17 protein-coding genes are annotated in these 16549 nt (G+C 62.9%); 15 read left to right on the top strand and 2 right to left on the bottom strand.

Going from position 1 to position 16549, the window contains the following annotated elements; translation table 11 throughout:
* Positions 1–32: 32 nt before the first annotated feature.
* On the bottom strand, positions 33–509 hold the full coding sequence (locus GVL04_RS00775) for a succinate dehydrogenase hydrophobic membrane anchor subunit (RefSeq protein WP_026542860.1): 477 nt from the start codon (positions 507–509) through the stop codon (positions 33–35).
* Between the two features lie 3 nt (positions 510–512).
* Positions 513–893, bottom strand: a complete 381-nt coding sequence (gene sdhC / locus GVL04_RS00770) for a succinate dehydrogenase, cytochrome b556 subunit (protein ID WP_089594138.1) — start codon at positions 891–893, stop codon at positions 513–515.
* A 253-nt stretch (positions 894–1146) separates the two neighbouring features.
* On the opposite strand from sdhC, the gene GVL04_RS00765 reads away from it, so the two are divergent.
* From GVL04_RS00765 to GVL04_RS00695, 15 genes are all read left to right on the top strand, one after another.
* Complete coding sequence (locus tag GVL04_RS00765; protein ID WP_159698079.1) at positions 1147–2280, top strand: mannose-1-phosphate guanylyltransferase; 1134 nt, start codon at positions 1147–1149, stop codon at positions 2278–2280.
* Between the two features lie 110 nt (positions 2281–2390).
* Complete coding sequence (locus GVL04_RS00760; protein WP_159698076.1) at positions 2391–3596, top strand: amidohydrolase; 1206 nt, start codon at positions 2391–2393, stop codon at positions 3594–3596.
* Positions 3597–3719: 123 nt separating this feature from the next.
* On the top strand, positions 3720–4154 hold the full coding sequence (locus GVL04_RS00755) for a MarR family winged helix-turn-helix transcriptional regulator (RefSeq protein WP_159698073.1): 435 nt from the start codon (positions 3720–3722) through the stop codon (positions 4152–4154).
* Between the two features lie 44 nt (positions 4155–4198).
* Positions 4199–4630, top strand: coding sequence for an organic hydroperoxide resistance protein (locus GVL04_RS00750; protein WP_159698070.1), 432 nt, complete (start codon positions 4199–4201; stop codon positions 4628–4630).
* Entirely contained in the window at positions 4627–5640 is a 1014-nt protein-coding gene (locus tag GVL04_RS00745) for an NADP-dependent oxidoreductase (protein WP_159698067.1), read from the top strand. Before GVL04_RS00750 ends, GVL04_RS00745 begins: the two co-directional genes overlap by 4 nt.
* A gap of 113 nt (positions 5641–5753) precedes the next feature.
* Complete coding sequence (locus GVL04_RS00740) at positions 5754–6992, top strand: BMP family protein (protein ID WP_159698064.1); 1239 nt, start codon at positions 5754–5756, stop codon at positions 6990–6992.
* 127 nt (positions 6993–7119) lie between these two features.
* Positions 7120–8637, top strand: coding sequence for an ABC transporter ATP-binding protein (locus tag GVL04_RS00735; RefSeq protein WP_159698061.1), 1518 nt, complete (start codon positions 7120–7122; stop codon positions 8635–8637).
* Positions 8630–9985, top strand: a complete 1356-nt coding sequence (locus GVL04_RS00730; RefSeq protein ID WP_159698058.1) for an ABC transporter permease — start codon at positions 8630–8632, stop codon at positions 9983–9985. Before GVL04_RS00735 ends, GVL04_RS00730 begins: the two co-directional genes overlap by 8 nt.
* On the top strand, positions 9982–11271 hold the full coding sequence (locus GVL04_RS00725) for an ABC transporter permease (protein ID WP_159698055.1): 1290 nt from the start codon (positions 9982–9984) through the stop codon (positions 11269–11271). The genes GVL04_RS00730 and GVL04_RS00725 overlap by 4 nt, the downstream gene beginning before the upstream one ends.
* A gap of 2 nt (positions 11272–11273) precedes the next feature.
* Positions 11274–11678, top strand: a complete 405-nt coding sequence (locus tag GVL04_RS00720; protein WP_159698052.1) for a cytidine deaminase — start codon at positions 11274–11276, stop codon at positions 11676–11678.
* Positions 11675–12985, top strand: a complete 1311-nt coding sequence (locus GVL04_RS00715; protein WP_159698049.1) for a thymidine phosphorylase — start codon at positions 11675–11677, stop codon at positions 12983–12985. Before GVL04_RS00720 ends, GVL04_RS00715 begins: the two co-directional genes overlap by 4 nt.
* Before the next feature lie 88 nt (positions 12986–13073).
* Positions 13074–13724: a DedA family protein gene (locus tag GVL04_RS00710; RefSeq protein ID WP_159699035.1), complete on the top strand. Its 651-nt coding sequence runs from the start codon at positions 13074–13076 to the stop codon at positions 13722–13724.
* Positions 13725–13917: 193 nt separating this feature from the next.
* Complete coding sequence (locus GVL04_RS00705; protein WP_159699032.1) at positions 13918–14640, top strand: DedA family protein; 723 nt, start codon at positions 13918–13920, stop codon at positions 14638–14640.
* A gap of 28 nt (positions 14641–14668) precedes the next feature.
* Entirely contained in the window at positions 14669–15811 is a 1143-nt protein-coding gene (locus tag GVL04_RS00700) for an adenosine deaminase (protein ID WP_159698046.1), read from the top strand.
* Positions 15812–15926: 115 nt separating this feature from the next.
* Positions 15927–16535: a MazG nucleotide pyrophosphohydrolase domain-containing protein gene (locus GVL04_RS00695; protein ID WP_235036104.1), complete on the top strand. Its 609-nt coding sequence runs from the start codon at positions 15927–15929 to the stop codon at positions 16533–16535.
* The last annotated feature ends 14 nt before the right edge of the window (positions 16536–16549 follow it).

Genomic DNA, 16549 nt, shown 5'->3' with positions numbered 1-16549 from the left:
ATCAAACCGGCATCGCCGCTGTGGCTCGGCCTCTACGGGGCCGGGCAGAATCCGCCGGGAAGCTGAACGCCGTCCACCACGGGGCACGGGTTGAAGGTGAAGATCACCAGCGTGCCCAGGATGATGATGACCAGGGTGGCCGCGTAAAGGACCATCTTGAGCCAGAAGCGCGTGGAGTCCTTCTCGGCGTAGTCGTTGATGATGGTGCGGACGCCATTGGTGCCGTGCAGCATGGCAAGCCAGAGCATGGCCAGGTCCCAGAACTGCCAGAAGGGATCGGCCCACTTGCCGGCTACGAAGCCGAAGTCGATGGCGTGGATGCCTTCGCCCACCAGCAGGTTCACGAAGAGGTGGCCGAAGATCAGCACCACCAGGACGATGCCGGAGAGGCGCATGAAGAGCCAGGCGATCATCTCGAAGTTGCCGCGGCTGGAGCCGGTGCGGTTGTACTTCGGTGCGATCTTGCCGGAGCCGATTTTCCCGCTGCGCGGGGATTCGATCGTTGTCATGGCTTAGTGGCCTCCCAGCGCGAGGGAAAGGTGGCGGATGGCGAAGCCGGCGAACGTGACCAGCCACAGCGCAAGCACGATCCACAGCATCTGGCGCTGGTACTTCGCGCCCTTCTTCCAGAAGTCGATGGCAATCACGCGCAGGCCGTTGAAGGCGTGGAAAATGATCGCAGCGACCAGGCCCGTTTCCCCCAGGGCCATGAGGGGGTTCTTGTAAGCACCAATGACGGCCGTGTAGGCCTCAGGGGACACGCGCACCAATGAGGTGTCCAGCACATGGACCAACAAGAAGAAAAAGATCACTACACCGGTAATACGGTGTCCAACCCAGGACCACATGCCTTCACGGCCGCGGTACAAGGTGCCAGCTGGTTTTGTCGGCACTGATTAAACCTTCCTGCAACACAGCGGCGCTGGCATGGGATCCATGCGGGGGGAACGCCTGCTGCGAGAGCACTCGTAGCTCACGCCTAAATCTAGGCTTCGCTAACAGCATATTCAATTTAGGACTGGCTTCTCTGCTTGTTAATTCCATGTTTCCTGCCCGTATTCAGGCGTTTTTCGTCAGCGCTTGAGACGAAGACCACATGCGTGGCGTTCTGCGGGGCTTCCCGGCTGCGTCGGATAAAGTGTTGCGGTGAGTACAGAAGACGCGAAATACCCGGAATCGCCCATGAACCGCTTCCATGCGGTCATTCCGGCGGGCGGTGTGGGGACCCGGCTGTGGCCGCTCTCGCGTGCCGCCGCGCCCAAGTTCCTCCACGATCTGACCGGTTCCGGCAGCACGTTGTTGAGGGCCACCTATGACCGCCTCGAGCCGCTGGCCGGCGAGCGGGTGCTCGTAGTAACCGGCGAGGCACACCGTGCCGCAGTGTGCCGCCAGCTCCCTGAAATAGGGGACGACGAACTGGTGCTCGAAAGCGAACCCAAGGACTCCGGCGCTGCCATCGGACTGGCCGCTGCCATCCTGTATCGCCGCGATCCGGACACCATCATGGGCTCCTTCGCAGCAGACCAGGTCATCAGTCCTGACGATCTCTTCCAGGAAACCGTGCGCGAGGCGATCTATACCGCCGCCATGGGCAAGATCGTCACCATTGGCATCAAGCCAACGCACCCGTCCACTGGCTTCGGTTACATCCGTTCCGGCGCGGCCCTCCACGTCGAAGGCGCCCCCAACGCCCTTGCAGTTGCGGAGTTCGTGGAGAAGCCCAGCCAGGAAGTTGCCAACAAGTACGTCGAGGCAGGCGACTACGTCTGGAACGCCGGCATGTTCGTCGCTCCTGTGGCCCTCATGCTCAAGCACTTGGAAGCCAACCAGCCGGAGCTCTTCGCGGGCCTGCAGGAAATCGCCGAGGCCTGGGATACGCCGCAGCGCGCCGAAGTGACCGCACGTGTCTGGCCCACCCTGCCCAAGATTGCCATTGACTACGCGGTGGCCGAGCCCGCAGCGGCGGCCGGCGATGTCGCCGTCGTGCCTGGCACTTTCCGGTGGGACGACGTTGGCGACTTTGCCGCGATCGGTCGCCTCAACAACGCCGGCGACGTCGACGAAGTGACGGTGCTTGGTGAAGGCGCGCGCGTCTTTGCTGAAAATGCCAGCGGAGTGGTGGTATCCGATACCAAGCGTGTTATTGCCCTGATCGGCATCAAGGACGTAGTCATCGTGGACACCCCGGACGCACTCCTGGTCACCACCAAGGAACACGCCCAACTGGTCAAGGGCACGGTTGACGCCCTCAAAGCCAGCGGCGATACGGACGTTCTGTAAGGCAACCGCTTATACCGTGAGCCACCTCTTTGGTTGTCCTGCCGCTGAACGCAGCGTAACCAAGAGGTGGCTTTCGTTCTTCGCGGGCCACGGATGACTAGAGTTGTGACGTGCGCAATTACACGACTGAAACCGAGCCCGCTCCCGTGGTGAGTCCTTGGGTTGATGAACTGCTTCCCGGCCTCATCGAATTCCGGCGTGACCTCCATGCGCACCCGGAGCTGTCCTTTAAGGAATTCCGCACCACGGACAAGCTCGTGGAGCGGCTTGAAGCAGCCGGGCTGAAGCCGCGGCGGCTGGAGGAGACCGGGCTGACGGTTGATGTGGGCGAAGGCCCCATTGCCACGGCCCTTCGCGGGGACATTGACGCACTGCCGATCATTGAGGAAACCGGCCTGCCATTCGCGTCGAAGAACCATGGCGTTACCCATGCTTGCGGGCACGACGTCCACACCACTGCCATGCTCGGCATTGCCTTGACGCTGCAGCGGATGCACAAGAACAATCCGCTGGGTGGCACGGTCCGGATCATCTTCCAGCCTGCCGAGGAAACCATGCCCGGTGGCGCGTTGTCCTGTATCGAGCAGGGCGTGCTTGAAGGCGTGCCGCGTATCCTGGCGCTGCACTGCGATCCCCGGATCAACGTGGGCCAGATCGGCACCCGCATCGGTGCCATTACCTCGGCGTCGGACACCATCAAGATTGAACTCTCCGGCAGGGGCGGCCACACGTCCAGGCCACACCTGACCGAGGACCTCGTCTTCGCTTTGTCGCAGATCGCCATCAACGTCCCCGCCGTTCTTTCCCGCCGGGTGGATGTCCGCAGTGGCGTGTCCGTTGTCTGGGGCCAGATCTCCGCGGGCTCTGCGCCCAACGCCATCCCCGGCTCCGGCTATATGGCCGGCACCATGCGCTGCCTTGACCGCGACGCCTGGCACAGTGCGGGGGAGTTGCTGGACGAAGTGGTGAAGCAGGTTGCCGCGCCCTACGGCGTGGACGTCCACATGGAGCACACCCGCGGCGTGCCCCCGGTGGTCAATTCCGAGCACGAGACAGCCCTCATCGAAGCCTCTGCCCGCGCGGAGTTGGGTGAGAACGCAGTGGTCCTCACCCCGCAGTCCATGGGTGGGGAGGACTTCGCCTGGTTCCTGGCCGACATTCCCGGCGCCATGATGCGCCTCGGCACGCACACGCCCGGCGGCGAAGAATACGATCTTCACCGCGGCGACTTCGTCGTGGACGAACGCGCCCTCGGCTACGCCATCCGCGTCCTGACCGCAGCTGCCCTCCGCACCATCCGCGACCTCGAGCAGTAATACCCAACTGAGTAACAGCACCTGCTCCATTGAGCCCTCATTAGGACAGGTGCTGTTACTCAGTTGGGTGCGCTCGGCGTAGATGAGTTGTGCACAATTGAATTGTGCACTATCGTTTTATTCATGAGTGATGCACCCCGCCTCCGCCACCAGGTTTGCTTTGCGCTGTACTCGGCTTCCAAGGCTGCGACGGCGGTCTACCGCCCCGTGCTGGAGGACCTTGGCCTGACGTACCCGCAGTACCTGGTGATGCTGGTCCTGTGGGAGCAGGAGCCTCGGAGCGTTCGCGACCTCGGTGCCGAATTGGGCCTTGATTCCGGAACGCTCTCGCCCCTGCTCAAGCGGCTCGAAGCTTTGGGCCTGGTGGAACGCCGCCGCTCCGCAGAGGACGAGCGTCGCGTGGACGTCGTCCTGACCGGCGCAGGGACCGCCTTGAGCGACCGCGCCCAGGCAGTGCCCCAGCGCCTCGCGGACGCCGCCGGCCTTTCTGCCGACGAGATCGAACAGCTGCACGCCACCCTCGGCAAGCTCACGGCAGCGCTGAACAACTCACTCTGAAAAGTTTTCCAAGCCATCCATTCCCGAAGAGAAACGGAAACACCATGAAGACTCTCTACACTGCCGAGGCACTGGCCTCCGGCGAAGGCCGCGACGGCAACGCCCGCACGAATGACGGCAAACTGGATGTAGCACTTGCCAGCCCCGTGGAACTCGGTGGCAACGGTGAAGGCACCAACCCGGAGCAGCTTTTCGCTGCCGGCTACGCTGCGTGCTTCCACTCCGCGCTCCGCCTGGTGGGCCGCAAAGAGCGCGCCGACCTCAGCGATTCGGCTGTTGCTGCAAAGATCCACTTCGGTGCGTTGACGGACAGCGAAGGCTACGGTCTGGCCGCCGAACTCGAGATCGCCCTGCCTGCACTGGACCGCACCACCGCTGAAGAGCTGATGGCCAAAGCGCACCAGATCTGCCCTTACTCCAACGCCACCCGCGGCAACATGGCCGTAGACCTCAAGCTCGTGGAGTTCGCAGCATGAGCGCCGCAGCAACCGAAACCCGCGAAATCCAGCTCGCCTCCCGCCCGGTTGGCAGGCCGGCCCCGGAGAACTTCCGGTTGGCAACAGCCCAGCTTCCCGAGCTCGCCGAGGGACAGCTCCTGGTGAAGAACCAGTTCATGTCCGTGGACCCCTACATGCGCGGCCGCATGAACGACGTCAAGTCCTACTCGGCGCCCTTCCGCCTGGATGCAGCGCTCGACGGCGGTGCGGTCGGTGAGGTGATCGCGTCCCGTTCGGACGCGCACAAGGTGGGTGACGTCGTCGTGCATCAACTGGGGTGGCGTGAGCACGCAGTGGTGGACGCCGCAGCGACGACGCCGGTCCCGAGCGGACTCGCTCCGACCTCCGCGTTCCTCGGTGCCCTTGGCATGACCGGGCTGACTGCCTACGCCGGACTGCTCAAGGTGGCAGAGTTCAAGGAGGGCGATGTTGTCTTCGTGTCAGGTGCGGCAGGTGCCGTCGGCTCGATGGTAGGCCAGATCGCCAAGGCCATGGGAGCGTCAAAGGTCATCGGCAGTGCCGGATCGCCGGAAAAGGTTGCCCGCTTGCTGGAGCTTGGCTTTGACGCCGCGTTCAACTACAACGACGCCCCGGTGCTGGAGCAGCTCCGTGAGGCAGCGGGGGAGCGCGGTATCGATGTGTACTTCGACAACGTCGGCGGCGAGCACCTCGAGGCAGCCTTGGCTACCCTCACCGTTGGCGGCCGGGTGGCCATGTGCGGCGCCATCGCACAGTACAACTCCACCGAGCCCCCGGTTGCACCCAGGAACCTGGCCGTGGCCATCGGGAAGCAGCTCACGATGCGTGGGTTCCTGGTAGGTGGACAGCGCCAGCACGCTGCGGAGTTCGCGCAGAACATGGCCGGTTGGCTGGCCGATGGCAGTGTCAGCTACGACGAGACAGTCGTCGATGGACTGGAGAATGCGCCGCAGGCCTTCATTGACCTCCTTGATGGCGCGAACACCGGAAAGATGCTCGTCCGCCTGTAATCAAGGGATGGAACGCGTGTGACTTGCACACCCGGCTACTGCTTGGTAACAAAAGGTCAACAATCTGACCTGGAGTGATCATTTGTGGTAGCTGGGTGTGTTCCAGGCCACTAGTGTTGGTGACATCAATGCGCTTAGTCGCAGCTGCGAGCATCAGTGAAAACAGAATTTCTGCCTCAGGTATAGGAAACGGACACTCATTGACCATCCGTCGTAGCGCCAATCACTTTCTTCCTGGAGGAAAATTGAAGAAACCACTGCGTGCCACCCTGAAGCGCGGTTCAATGGCCGGGGTTGCCACCGTTGGAGCGGCAGCGCTCCTGCTGACCGGTTGTGGACAGGCTCCCGACGCCGGATCCGGCGCCGCCACCAAGAGCGACTTTGTTGGATGCATCGTGTCCGACTCGGGCGGATTCGATGACCAGTCCTTCAACCAGTCCTCGTTCGAAGGCCTCAAGAAGGCTGAAACCGACCTCGGCATCCAGGTCAAGTCCGCCGAGTCCAAGGCCAACAGCGACTTCGAGACCAACCTGAACGGCATGGTCTCGGCAGGCTGCAACCTGACGGTTACCGTGGGCTTCCTCCTGGGCGATGCCACCAAGGCTGCCGCTGCGGCGAACACTGACAAGCACTTCGCGATCATCGACTACTCGTACGAAACCCCCATCGCAAACGTGAAGCCGATCGTGTATGACACGGCACAGGCGGCGTACTTGGCCGGTTACGCGGCCGCCGCTACGTCCAAGACCGGCAAGGTGGGTACTTTCGGCGGTATCAAGATCCCCACCGTCACCATCTTCATGGATGGCTTCTATGACGGCGTCCAGGCTTACAACAAGGCCAAGGGCAAGTCCGTCCAGGTTGTCGGTTGGGACAAGAACACCCAGGACGGTTCGTTCACGGGCGACTTCGAGAAGCAGGACACCGGCAAGCAGGTCACCATCAACCTGCTGGACCAGGGTGCGGACATCGTGATGCCCGTCGCCGGCCCGGTTGGCAAGGGTGCAGGCGCTGCGCTCAAGGAAGCCAAAGCGGCAGGCAAGGACGTCAAGCTCGTCTGGGTCGACTCCGATGGCTACCTCACGGCTCCCGAATACAAGGACCTCATGTTGACCTCCGTGGTCAAGCAGATGGGTGAAGCTGTTGAAACCGTGGTGAAGGACGACAAGGACGGCAAGTTCAGCAACGCAGCCTACGTTGGCACGTTGGAGAACGACGGCGTTGCCATCGCACCGTTCCACGACCTTGATTCCGCCGTCTCCGCCGAGACGAAGTCCGAACTCGATGCGCTGAAGGCTGACATCGTCTCCGGCAAGCTGGTTGTCGAATCGGCAGCGAGCCCCAAGAAGTAAACAATTCCTGGACGCGCCGCCAGTACCGAGCCCCGGTACTGGCGGCGCGTTTTTGCCCTGACTAGGCTGATGCCAAGCCAAAGGCTTGTCTGCAGTAAGTCCCTGGACTCACAGAACGGTGGGAGTTGTGAAACTCGAATTGAAGGGGATCTCGAAAGCCTTCGGGACCTTCTACGCCAACCAAGACATCGACCTCGTGGTCGAATCCGGCCAGATCCATTGCCTCCTCGGCGAAAATGGTGCCGGTAAATCAACCCTCATGAATGTGCTGTATGGGCTGTATGAGCCCACAGCGGGCCAGATCCTGGTGGATGACCAGCCCGTCAATTTCCGCGGCCCCGGTGATGCGATGGCGGCGGGCATCGGCATGGTGCACCAGCACTTCATGCTGGTCCCCGTGTTCACGGTTGCAGAGAACGTGGCCCTCGGCGCGGAACCAACCACGTTCGGCGGTGTCCTCAGCATCGACGAAACCCGGAAAAAGATCCGGGAGATTTCCGATAAGTATGGCTTCGACGTTGATCCGGACGCCCTGGTGGAGGACCTGCCTGTGGGTGTCCAGCAGCGCGTGGAGATCATCAAAGCGCTGGTACGCGAAGCCAAGGTCCTTATCCTGGACGAACCCACGGCCGTGTTGACGCCGCAGGAAACCGATGAGCTCCTGGACATCATGCGGCAGCTCAAAGCCGGCGGCACCTCCATTGTCTTCATTTCGCACAAGCTCCGCGAAGTGAAGGCTGTATCGGACGTCATCACGGTGGTCCGCCGCGGAAAGGTGGTGGGTGATGCTCCTCCTTCGGCCTCAGCTACCGAGCTGGCTTCCATGATGGTGGGCCGCCCAGTCAGCCTGAGCTTGAACAAGGCCCCGGCCCAGCCGAAGGAAACCACGTTCGTGGTGGAGAACCTGACAGTCCGCGCCGCCAATGGCACCAACGTGGTGGACGGGATCAGCTTCACCATCGCCCAGGGCGAGATCCTCGCCGTCGCCGGTGTCCAGGGCAACGGCCAAACGGAACTGACCGAAGCCATCCTGGGCGTGCAGGAGCACGTCACAGGTTCGGTGACCCTGGACGGCAAACAGCTGCTGGGCCTTCCGGTCAAGGATGTACTGCGTTCGGGCGTTGGCTTTGTCCCCGAAGACCGGACCGTGGATGGACTGGTCGGACCGTTCTCTGTAGCCGAGAACCTGGTGCTGGACCTGTATGACCAGGCCCCGTTTGCCAGCGGCATCAGCATGAAACCGGCGAAGGTTGCCGAGCACGCCAAGGCCAAGATCGAAGAATTTGATATCAGGACCCCTTCCGCAGGTTCGGCTGCCGGAACACTGTCCGGCGGCAACCAGCAGAAAGTGGTCATGGCGCGGGAACTGTCCCGGCCGTTGCGGTTGTTCATCGCAAGCCAGCCGACCCGCGGCGTGGATGTTGGCTCCATCGAGTTCCTGCATAAGCGCATCGTTGCCGAGCGGGATGTTGGAACCCCCGTGATGATCGTTTCCACTGAACTTGACGAGGTCATTGAACTCGCCGACCGGATTGCCGTGCTCTACAAGGGCAAGCTCGTGGGCATCGTCCCAGCTGGAACACCCCGCGACACCCTCGGCTTGATGATGGCCGGCGTCGGCCCGGAAGGAGGCTCCGATGACTGAGAACGATCAGTCCAAGAGCGAACCAACACCCGCCCTTCCCGCTGAGGACCAGTCCACAGCGGACCTCCGTGCGGCAGATGTCTCCCTCGATACCGCAGGCGGCATGCTTGAACCGTCCATTGTGCCGGTTTCGTCCCAAAGCGGAGATTCAGGGCAGCAGCAGGGCAGCCTCATCCGCCGGATCGTGATGGGCAACGGCTTCGTGTCCGTCCTGGCCGTCATTGTGGCGCTGTTCCTCGGCGGCCTGTTGATCGCCAGCACAGATGCGCAGGTTGCCAAGACCGCGGGCTACTTGTTCGCACGCCCCACGGATTTCCTGAGCGCGTTGTGGAGCGCCATGACCGAAAGCTATGCCGCGCTCTTCCAAGGCGCGGTGTTCAATCCCCGCGAGGGCTTCAAGCCCTTGCTTGAGACCATGACGGTGGCCACACCCCTCATTTGTGCCGGCCTGGGCGTCGCCTTGGCCTTCCGGGCGGGCCTGTTCAACATTGGTGCCCAAGGCCAGATCATTATCAGCGCCACGCTCGCCGCATACGTCGGCTTCACCTGGCACCTGCCGTTCGGCCTGCACTTGTTGGTGGTCATCATCATGGGCGTCCTCGGCGGTGCCTTCTGGGGCGCGATTGTTGGCATCCTCAAAGCACGGACCGGTGCGCATGAGGTCATTGTGACCATCATGCTGAATTATGTGGCCTTGTTCTTGCTGGACTTCCTGCTGAACACTCCGGCGTTCCGGCGTCCCGGGGACAACAGCCCCATCTCGCCACGCCTCGACGAATCCGCAACCTATCCGGTCCTCATCCCCGGGTCCCGGCTCCACTTGGGCTTCCTGGTGGCAATAGCCCTGACCTACGGCGTGTGGTGGCTGCTGAACCGGTCCACCATTGGCTTCGAGTTCCGTGCAGTTGGTGCCAACCCCGTCGCAGCACGCACCGCCGGCGTCAAGGTATCCCGCGCCACTATCCTGGTGATGGCCATGGCCGGTGCACTCGCTGCTTTTGGTGGCGTCGCACAGGTGGCCGGTACCGAAAAGGTTCTGACCGGCGGCGTCGCTGCCCAGATCGGCTTCGACGCAATCACCGTTGCCCTGCTGGGCCGGAGCACGCCGTGGGGAACGTTCTTCGCAGGCCTGCTGTTCGGCGCATTCCGTGCCGGGGCCGTGCAGATGCAGATCCAAACGGGCACGCCCATCGACATCGTGTTGGTCGTTCAGTCGCTGATCGTCCTGTTCATCGCAGCCCCGCCCCTCATCAGGTCGATCTTCAGGCTTGAACCCAAGAAGAAGAACAAGACACCGAAAGCGGCTCCCAAGGCTGCCCTCGTCAACGCCTCCGGAGGTGCCAAATGAGCGCGACAACTACCGCTCCGAAGCCGGGTTCGACGGCCCTGCCGGCGTTCCGCCCTTCCATGAAGGTTCCTCTGTCGCTGGGCATTCTGGCGCTCATCGCCCTGGTCTTCTTTGGCTTCCTTGGTCCGGACCAGACTGCCGAGATGAAGATCAGCGACGCCGGTGACGCCGTTGCCGTCCCCGCCCTCATGATTCCCGGGCAAGTAGGCGGTGTTGTCCTGGGCATCCTGCTCCTTGCCATGGCTGCCTACTCGATCTACCTCTGGACACAGGGGGAGCGCTCGCCTAAGTGGCTGCCCATCGCGTTTGCCGTGGTGTTCGTGTTCGCGTTGCTGGTGTGGATTGTGGCCGGCGCCAGGCAGCCGTCCATTTCCTTGGCGGGCCTGGTTGCAGGTTCGGTAACGCTGGCCGTTCCTCTCGTTTTCGGCTCATTGTCCGGCGTGTTGTGTGAGCGTGTGGGCGTGGTCAACATCGCCATCGAAGGCCAGCTGCTGGGCGGGGCCTTCACCGCCGCTCTGGTAGCCACCATGACGGGCAGCCCCTACATCGGCCTGATCGCCGCGGCCGCTGCCGGTGCTGCTGTGTCCATGGTTCTTGCCGTGTTCAGCATCAAGTACCTGGTCAACCAGATCATCGTTGGCGTTGTCCTGAACGTGCTCGTTTCGGGTCTTACGGGCTTCCTGTATGGCACGCTGATGGTTCCCAACAAGGAACAGTTCAACACCCCGGGACGCTTGGACATCCTGCCGATCCCGCTGCTTTCTGACATCCCCATCATCGGGCCCATCCTGTTTGAGCAGTCCATCGCCGGTTACCTCATGTACATCGCCGTCGCAGTGGTGTGGTTTGGGCTGTTCAAGACCCGCTGGGGACTTCGGGTCCGTGCCGTCGGTGAGCACCCGCAGGCTGCCGACACCCTCGGTATCAACGTCAATGCCACCCGCTTCCGGAACGTCACCCTGGGTGGTGCGATCGCCGGTATCGGTGGCGCCGTATTCACGCTGGTGACCATCGACTCCTTCACCAAGGACATCTCCGGCGGCCGCGGCTTCATCGCACTGGCTGCCCTGATCTTCGGACGATGGAACCCGATCGGCGCTTTCCTGGCCTCGCTGCTGTTTGGCTTTGCCTACAACCTGCAGTCGATCCTGGGCATCATCGGTACCCCGGTGCCCAGCCAGTTCATGGCCATGCTGCCGTACCTGGTGACCATCTTCGCCGTCGCCGGTTTGGTGGGTAAGTCGCGGCCACCGGCCGCAAGCGGCATACCGTATGTGAAGGGTTGACGATGCCTACGGTAGACGTTGACTGGGACGCCCTGGAACAGGCTGCAAAGCAGGCCATGGAAAACGCCTACGCGCCATATTCGAAGTTCCCGGTGGGGGCTGCGGCCCTCACCGAGGACGGCAGGATCATCAGCGGCTGCAACGTGGAGAATGCCAGTTACGGCCTGACGCTTTGCGCTGAATGTGCCTTGGTGGGCCAGCTCCACATGTCCGGTGGCGGCAGGCTCGCTGCGTTCTATTGCGTGGACGGCCAAGGCAACATCCTCATGCCGTGCGGGCGTTGCCGCCAGCTGCTTTACGAATTCAGGGCGCCGGGCATGCAGCTCATGACAACGCAGGGCATCAAAACCATGGACCAGGTCCTGCCGGACGCCTTTGGTCCCGAAAACCTGGAGGAAACCACGTGACCAGCACTGAAGCGTTTGACGCCGTCCAGATCATTTCCATCAAGCGCGACAAGGGCGCTCTCTCGCCCGAGCAGATCGACTGGACCATCGACGCCTACACCCGCGGGGTCATTGCCGAGGAGCAGATGGCCGCGCTGAACATGGCCATCCTGCTCAACGGCATGGACCGCGCCGAGATTTCACGGTGGACAGCCGCCATGATCGCCTCGGGCGAGCGGATGGACTTCTCGTCCCTGACAAGGCCCGACGGCGGCACGAAGGCTACCAGCGACAAGCACTCCACCGGCGGGGTAGGGGATAAGATCACGCTGCCGCTGGCCCCGTTGGTAGCCGTCTTCGGCGTCGCGGTCCCGCAACTTTCGGGCCGCGGCCTCGGCCACACCGGCGGAACGTTGGACAAACTCGAAGCCATCCCCGGCTGGCGCGCCAACTTGAGCAACGATGAAATCATGGCGCAACTCCAGGACGTGGGCGCGGTCATTTGTGCCGCAGGGTCCGGGCTCGCGCCTGCTGACAAGAAGCTGTACGCGCTGCGCGACGTCACGGGCACGGTGGAAGCCATCCCGCTGATTGCCTCCTCGATCATGAGCAAGAAGATCGCGGAAGGCACGGGTTCGTTGGTGCTGGACGTCAAGGTTGGCTCGGGTGCCTTCATGAAGGACGAGGCCCGTGCCCGCGAGCTTGCCGAGACCATGGTGGCCTTGGGCAAGGACGCCGGCGTGCACACGGTGGCACTGATAACGGATATGTCCACGCCTCTCGGTTTGACCGCTGGAAACGCGATCGAAGTTGAGGAATCAGTGGAGGTCCTCGCGGGCGGCGGTCCGGAAGACGTCGTCGAGCTGACCGTCCGCCTGGCAGAGGAGATGCTGGCAGGCGCCGGCATCCACGACGCCGATCCGGCGGCGGCCCTGAAGGACGGACGTGCCATGGACGTCTGGAACCGGATGATCGAAGCCCAAGGAGGAGACCCACGTGCTGCCTTGCCGGTGGCCAGGGAATCCGAGGTCATCTACGCTCCCGCGGACGGTGTCCTGGTGGAGCTGGACGCCCTCTCCGTAGGTGTGGCGGCCTGGCGCCTCGGCGCTGGCCGCGCACGCAAGGAAGACCAGGTCCAGGCCGGTGCCGGCGTGAGGATGCACGCCAAGCCCGGCGCCCTGGTGCGTGCCGGCGAGCCGTTAATGACCCTGTTGACGGATACTCCGGAGAAGTTCGACCGGGCCAAGGAAGCCCTGCGGGATGCAGTGGTGATCGCACCCGAGGGTTCGCGCCCGGCGCACCAGCTCATCATCGACCGTATCGCCTAGGCTTAAGTGTTCCGGGTTGTTCGCCAAGGACAGCCCGGAACACCAGTCATCCGGCGCCTGTGGGGGAGCCGGCTACCGTAAGGAAACCGTGCAGGGCATCAACGATTTCATCCTCGCCGCAGCCGAGCAGCCGTGGGTGTTGTTCCTTGTGCTCGCCTGCTGCGTAATCGATGGCTTCTTCCCGCCCATCCCCAGCGAATCCGTTGTGGTGGGCCTCAGCGCAGTGTCCGGAAGCAGCGGCTCACCCAACGTGTGGCTGCTTGGACTGATGGCAGCCCTCGGGGCATTCTCCGGAGACAACATTGCCTACATTATTGGCCGTCGGATCGGCATCCAGCGCTGGCGTTGGATGCGCACCCAAAGGATGCAGGGCGCCTTTCGTTGGGCAGGCAAGGAACTCCGACGCCGGTCGGCCTCGCTCATTATGGTGGCCCGGTTCATCCCCATCGGGAGGGTAGCGGTCAACCTGACGGCAGGCGCTACGCACTTCAACCACCGCCGCTTCGTGGCCCTCACCGCTATGTCAGCTGTCCTCTGGGCCAGCTATTCGGTTGTCCTCGGGTATTTCTTCGGCGTCTGGTTCGAACACAACCACTTGCTGGGTGCCGTCATCGCGATAGTGGTCGCAGTGATCCTGGGCGTCATTATTGACCGCATCATCAGCAGGGTCCGCGGATCCGTGCCCCTGGACCGGAAAAACATGCCCGGCGAAGACGTCCCGCCTCCACCCACGGTATGACGCTGCGTGGCCGGCAAGATCAGCCCGGCGGTTGACGACGGAACCGTAACCTCCCCAGTAGCGTTAAACGCGTGATCCCAAGGCCGGGGCGTAGCGAACGACGTCCTGGCCGTGGGACACTAAGAGCGACTTTGGTCACAGTGTCAAGTCATATTCGTCTAGGAGCTACCACCGCGTGGAGTCTTTGAACCTAATGCTCGAGCATGCAGCCGGGCAGCCATGGATTTACCCGGTACTCCTGGTCTTCTTCTTTATTGACGGATTCGCCACCATCCTCCCCAGCGAAACAGCCATTGTGGGTCTCTCGGCGCTGTCCCTTCACAGCGGAGAACCCAATCTTTGGATCCTGGGCGCCACCGCGCTGGTCGGCGCGATGGCGGGCGACAACATGGCCTACATGCTCGGCCGGAAGATCGGCCTCACCCGCTGGAAGTGGATGCGCAGGCCCAAGGTCCAGAAAATGTTCGCCTGGGCGCAGTATGAGCTGGACAAGCGCGGCGCTGTGCTTATTTTCACGGCCCGTTACATTCCGTGGGGCCGCGTGGCTGTGAATTACGTGGCCGGACAAACGGGTTTCCGCCACCGCACTTTCTTCTGGCTGGACGCCTTCGCTTGCGTCACGTGGGTGGCCTACTCCATCGGCATAGGCTTGCTCGCGGGGCAGTGGGTGCACCACAACCCGCTCCTGGGCGTAGGGATTGCCGTGGCCTTCGCTGTGGTGCTGGGCATTGTGGTGGATCACGCCCTGCGTTGGTGGCACAAGTACCTGGAAAAGAAGGACATCGCCCGAGGCGCCTCGCCCAGGGAAGAAGTGCCCAGGGAAGATGTGCCCAGGGACGAAGCGCCCATCGTGGATGCGGCGGATGTGACCCGGAAAGCTGTTGCAGGTGTCGACGCCTCCAAGCCTGCTGGCTAAGCTCCTGCAGTCCCCCTACAGTTAGTACGTGACTGAGCCCATACTTGACGCCGCCCCTGCCCTTGACTTCGATCTGAAGAGCCTCCCCAAGGTTTCCCTGCACGACCACCTGGATGGAGGCCTCCGTCCCGCCACCATCATTGAGCTTGCTGGGGAGGTCGGCCACTCGCTGCCGTCCACCGATCCCGTGGCGCTTGGCGAATGGTTCCGCGAGTCCGCCGACTCCGGCTCGCTGGTCCGCTACCTTGAGACGTTCGACCACACCATCGCCGTCATGCAGACCAAGGAAGGCCTGTTCAGGGTCGCCAAGGAATTCGTGGAAGACCTCGCCGAGGACGGCGTGGTTTACGGCGAAGTCCGCTGGGCACCCGAACAGCACCTGCAGAAGGGCCTCTCCCTGGACGAGGTCGTAGAGGCTGTCCAAACGGGCCTCGAAGCCGGCGTGGACGCTGCCGAAGAGCGCGGCCAGCAGATCCAGGTGGGTCAGCTCATCACCGCCATGCGGCACGCTGACCGCGGCCAGGAGATCGCGGAGCTCGCAGTCCGCCACCGCGCCAACGGTGCGGTCGGTTTTGACATTGCAGGCGCCGAAGATGGCTTCCTGCCGTCCCGTTTCAAGGAAGCCTTCACCTACCTCGCTGAAAACAACTTCCCCGCCACGGTCCACGCCGGTGAGGCTGCCGGTTTGGAAAGCATCCAGTCCGCCTTGGTAGATGGCCGCGCCCTGCGCCTGGGCCACGGCGTACGGATCGCCGAGGACATCAGCGTGGAGTTCGAGGACAACTCGGACGACGACGGCGAAGACACTATCGGCATGGTGACCATCGGCAGCATTGCGGCTTGGGTCCGCGACCGCGGAATCGCCCTGGAAATCTGCCCGTCGTCCAACCTCCAGACCGGTGCCATTTCCGGTTTTGGCGACGGCATCGAAAGCCACCCGCTGGACATGCTCTTCCAGTTGGGCTTCAACGTCACCATCAACACGGACAACCGCCTGATGAGTGGCGTCACCCTGACTGACGAATTCGAACTGCTCGTGGAGACCTTCGACTACGACCTCGATGATCTGCTTGAGCTGACACTCAATGCTGCCGAAGCAGCCTTCCTGCCGCTGGACGAGCGTGAAGCCTTGGTTGAGTACATCAACGATGCCTACGCCAACCTCGGCTAATAATTCCAGCCTCCCGGAGCTGCATGGGCCCACAGCAGCCGGGGTCCCTGGCCGAGCTTGCGAGGTCGGGGAGCTGCTGGGGACAATCGCGGCCCTGCGGGAGCATTGCCCCTGGATGGGTGCGCTGACGCACGAGTCGTTGGCGGAGTACTTGATCGAGGAAGCCTACGAAGTGGTGGATTCGATAGAAGCCGGTGACTCCCCGGCGAGGGACAGCGAGCTCCGCGGCGAGCTGGGAGATGTGCTGCTACAGGTAGTGCTTCATGCCCGGCTCGCCGAGGAGCGCGGCAGCTTCGACTTTGAGGCGGTAGCGCGCGGGATCAACGCCAAGATGGTCCGCCGGAACCGGCACGTCTTCAAGCCAGACGGTTCCCTGCAGGAGAGTTTCCCTGCCAGCGTCGAGGAAATCATCGTCAAGTGGGACGCCGCCAAACGTGCGGAGAAACCGGAGCGAAAAGATCCCTTCGTGGGCATCCCGCCGCACCTTCCGGCGTTGGCCGCAGCTCAGAAGTCCTGGGACCGTGCTGTGCGCGCAGGCTTGGACGTCGACGCGCAAAGCGCGATGACCGCCGTCGGAATTCCCGCTGTTCCGGACTCGGAAGAAGCGCTCGGGGCGTTGCTGCTCGCCGTCGTCGCCGGTGCCCGGGAGCAAGGACTCGACGCCGAACGGGCCCTCCGTTCCGCAGTTCGATCGTTTCAGAACAGCCAGGCCCAGCCTTCATGACGTGAGTCTTTGGA

Source organism: Arthrobacter sp. 18067, from assembly GCF_902706295.1.
Taxonomy (GTDB): Bacteria; Actinomycetota; Actinomycetes; order Actinomycetales; family Micrococcaceae; genus Arthrobacter.
This window is presented reverse-complemented; position numbering and strand designations above follow the sequence as displayed.